The following is a 3,722-nucleotide window of genomic DNA, read 5'->3' on the forward strand; positions in this document are numbered from 1 at the left end:
TCTTTGTACAAAGATGGCCTTCCTTTGATGAAACGACTAATTCAAGCTCGTTGCTCTATTACTGCTCCTCCTACTCTTCCGATACCTCTCTAAACCTGACCAAACGTCTTTCCAAAAGAGCCACACCCGTCTTGTTTGGTGTAAACTGACAAGGCTAGTTGGTATGCGGCAATAGCAAGTTCTAGATTCTCAGCCCTGTGGTAGTGGATTCTTTGATAGTAAGCATTGCCCAGGTTGGTTTGAATAGCTGCCCAAATTTCCCGGTTACTCTCACGGGTAAAAACTGTTAGCAGCTGTTCGTAACCAGCCATAGCGATTTCCACGTTATTGGCTTTATTGCCCAGTGGAAAATTCTTGATCAGGTTGCTGAAGTTGCCAATATTTCTAGCAATGCGTTCTGCTGTTTCTGGTTCCGCTTCTGAGAATTTAGCACTAGCCCAGGCTTGAAGGGTATGGATAAAGTTATCATCGAGTTTGTCTAGGTTGGCTTGCAGGAGTGGGTAGACGACTTTGGGGTCGCCATTGCTGTGAGCGATCGCTAGCAATACCTCCATCAAGAATTGGCGATAGTCTTGGGATGAGGGATTAGCTGAGGTAGGGGTTTCTGAGATTTCGTCCATTGTTAGTCGTTTTTTGTTGATCACAAAAAAAGCAAGTCCTTCAAAAGCACCAGGGGGGCTGCCTTAGATCAAGTCCGGTTGAATACCCATCATCAAGAAGATTGATGGAGAGATGGGGCAGATTGTGATTAAGGGTAATTATCAGGACATTATCTGACTACATATATAAAAATGCCTGCTCAGGATATATAGCAATAAATCAATAAAAAAAATTCGGTCAAGTTCTGGTTAACCCCAAGTCTTGACCGATTTATATTATGTAAGCTTCCACAAGTACAGCTGAGCTGCACTCAAATCTAAATCACTACTGATCAACTAATAAATTATTATCGAATTAGTCAGCAACTACTCGAAAGTAACTACATCCCAACTCATCCTTCATCCTGATGTATACCCCTCCACAAAACAATTTTTACCATTCCTGGTCGCCAGGGCGACGCCCTGGCAATTTACTATCCTAGTCTAGGTATAAGTATCGAATCAAAAAAGTCGTAACCTGACCAGATTTTCCGGTAGGCTCGAAAGCGCTCCACTCGTCGGGATAGGCGTATTTAAGGGAATAGATAGCATTAATTGTTTTGCGAACTTGTTTAGGAGAACCGACCAAGATGTGCTTGACTTTTTTAGGTTTACGACCTGGGTTTTCAGGGTTGGTATTTTCATCGGAGTTAGGCGGAAGGTTGTTATTCATCATTGACATCTCCCCCACTTAAAAGAGGGGGATTCTATAAGGATGTTACTCAGGAGGGTAAACCCGTCCTTCTTCACTCTTATATCGATATGATTTAGACATGGAATTGAATAAATCATATCGATGCGGAAGTGTCAAAGCTTCCCTAGCCACCTTAGTCATGTCAAATGACTGTGTGGTTACTTTTTTTAGAATGTTGGCAGCGCCGTTAGCATCGGCGTTGATCAACTTTCCTGAAGTTGTCCTATATAATCCACGTCTAACTCTTTTTCCATAAGGGTTCCATCCTGCGGGTTTTTCACCATGTTTCGGTAAGGAATCTCCGTCCAAGAAAGACGCTTTACTCGTATACGATTCTTCAGTAATTATCAAGTTGATTCCATATTCATAACAAAGCTGTTCTAACCTATTAATCAATCTTTTGGTGGGAATTACAACAAATCTTTGATTCCTTTTGTTACCCAGATTGGAGCGCTGTTTTTGTCCTTCATTCCAACCAATTACAACGTTCCCAATTCCATCAACCAAACAGCGATTTACAATAAATCTAGCTGCCTTGTTTATGGCGTCGCGCATTTGGTTGTTGCGCCTTAGTTGAATTCGATCAAGGTTAGAATCCCAATAGAATTATGGCTTGCCCATTTTGTATTTTGCTACTAGACGGGAGTATCCCTGATTCATTGATTTAAGCTTTTTTCCATCAATGATAAAGCTTTTGCCTAAAGTGGTCACGCCGGTGAGCCAATTGTCCCCACCGTGATCTATACCTAAGGCTTGAGAATAATCTAATTTACTATTAACAGAAACTGGTTCTTTCCCATCGTCAATGACCCAGTCAATCCATAATTGCCCGTAACATGGTCTAACTGTAACTTCTTTTACCCAGTCTGGATCTATAAAATCAGGGGGGTCTAAAGTTATAAGAGTCAGCAATTCTGGCTTACTTTCGAAGCTGACCGAAGGATAAAAGACTCCTTGCTTGTAAGTAAGAGCTTGTCGGGGAAAAGTGACAGCAGCGTATCCTCCTTTCTTTCTATAACGGGGAAATAATGGCCGTACTGCTTCTCCTTTGTAATAAAAGCCTACAAGCTGGTTATAACTAGCTAAAGATTCTGCTACAGACTTAAGAGTTTGTTGCGCTGACTGAGCTGCCATTCCTTTATAGTGAGCATTCTCTTTCAGTTCCTTACAGAGCTCCGAATATCCCACTTTGCATTTATAGGTCTTCCATCCAGCTTTTAGCTCGTCCCCTCTCCAGTAGGTAGTAAAAGCTTCGCTTTGTTCAAGCCATTGATAGTGCTTCTGTTTTGCGTAATAAATAGCGCAATTCAAAAGACTGTTGGCTTGCTTGCACTGAAATTCCCAAAAGACCCTCTCCTCTTCAGAGAAGTTAGCTCTTACTGGGATTGTTCTATACACTTGATATCACCTCCAAAGCTTGTTAATATATATATCTAGTCTAGACACTGGTTCTAAAAATGACAACAACAAATGGACGGAAAACGAAAAAGAGAATGAGAGGGGTTCCTGTAGATCACGAGGAATTAAAAAAGCCCCATACTATTTGGCTGACTGGGACTACTTGGAAATGGCTTCAGTTGTCAGCTAAAGATTCAAGTACTAGTGTGGTAGAACTTGTAGAAAAAATAATTAGAGCTGAAATAAGTAAAGACTAAAAGGACACGACGGGGTTTACCCCGTCTCTCCGTTTCACCCCCGGTCATTAGACACAGGGCTCTCACGTTTCAGGATGTTTTGGTAGTAATTCCTTAAAACTGCTTACCTTATTAATATATCAACTAATTAATTTAGTGTCAAGGGGTTTAGGAAATTTTTTTTTATTAATAAATTGAAAATGGCTATAATAATAAATAGGTAATAAATAATAGTAAATAACCAGAATTATAGTGTTGATCGCAGTTATGATGATAGTCTTATTTGACGTTGATTCCCTGTCTTGAAGCAGCGCATCCCGATTCCCTATTTCCGATTCCCGATTCCCGATTCCCGATTCCCTGTTCCCGATTCCCGATTCCCGATTCCCGATTCCCTGTTCCCTAAAACCCATTACTCTGTACCTCACCTAATTTAAAATCGCTATAAATAAACCTAGTAAAGGTATAAAACCATGAGATTCATCAGTCCCAAAACTGACTTTGCTTTCAAGAAAATCTTTGGCTCAGATCAGAGTAAGGATATTCTGATTTCCTTCCTCAATGCCATGATCTACTCTGGTAATTCCGTCATCCAGGATTTAGAAATTATTGATCCCTATAGCGCCGGGGATGTAGTGAATTTAAAAGACACTTATCTAGATGTTAAGGCAGTATTAGAGGATGGAACGACTGTCATCATCGAGATGCAACTCTGGAATGTGGAAGCTTTCAAGAAGCGAGTGGTTTATAACTTGT

At 40.8% G+C, this 3,722-nt stretch carries 4 protein-coding genes and 1 pseudogene; 2 read left to right on the forward strand and 3 right to left on the reverse strand.

Translation table 11 applies throughout. The annotated features are described in order from the left end of the window. Positions 1-89: 89 nt before the first annotated feature. The 3 genes and pseudogenes from F6K37_RS34610 to F6K37_RS34620 form a co-directional block, all read right to left on the reverse strand. Entirely contained in the window at positions 90-620 is a 531-nt protein-coding gene (locus F6K37_RS34610) for a tetratricopeptide repeat protein (RefSeq protein ID WP_287255349.1), read from the reverse strand. Between the two features lie 457 nt (positions 621-1,077). Beyond that, a complete protein-coding gene (locus tag F6K37_RS34615; protein ID WP_287255354.1) occupies positions 1,078-1,311 on the reverse strand; it encodes a hypothetical protein in 234 nt (77 codons plus the stop codon). Positions 1,312-1,356: 45 nt separating this feature from the next. Continuing rightward, positions 1,357-2,730 (reverse strand): annotated as a pseudogene (locus F6K37_RS34620) (RNA-guided endonuclease InsQ/TnpB family protein). A gap of 59 nt (positions 2,731-2,789) precedes the next feature. Between F6K37_RS34620 and F6K37_RS34625 the strand changes: the two are divergent. Both F6K37_RS34625 and F6K37_RS34630 read left to right on the forward strand, forming a co-directional pair. After that, the gene (locus tag F6K37_RS34625; protein ID WP_287255351.1) at positions 2,790-2,987 is read left to right on the forward strand and encodes a hypothetical protein; all 198 of its coding nucleotides are present in this window, start codon (positions 2,790-2,792) and stop codon (positions 2,985-2,987) included. A 452-nt stretch (positions 2,988-3,439) separates the two neighbouring features. After that, the coding region (locus tag F6K37_RS34630; RefSeq protein WP_287255353.1) for an Rpn family recombination-promoting nuclease/putative transposase at positions 3,440-3,722 on the forward strand (283 nt) is incomplete at its 3' end.

This window comes from Moorena sp. SIO4E2 (genome assembly GCF_010671945.1).
Lineage (GTDB): Bacteria > Cyanobacteriota > Cyanobacteriia > Cyanobacteriales > Coleofasciculaceae > Moorena > Moorena producens.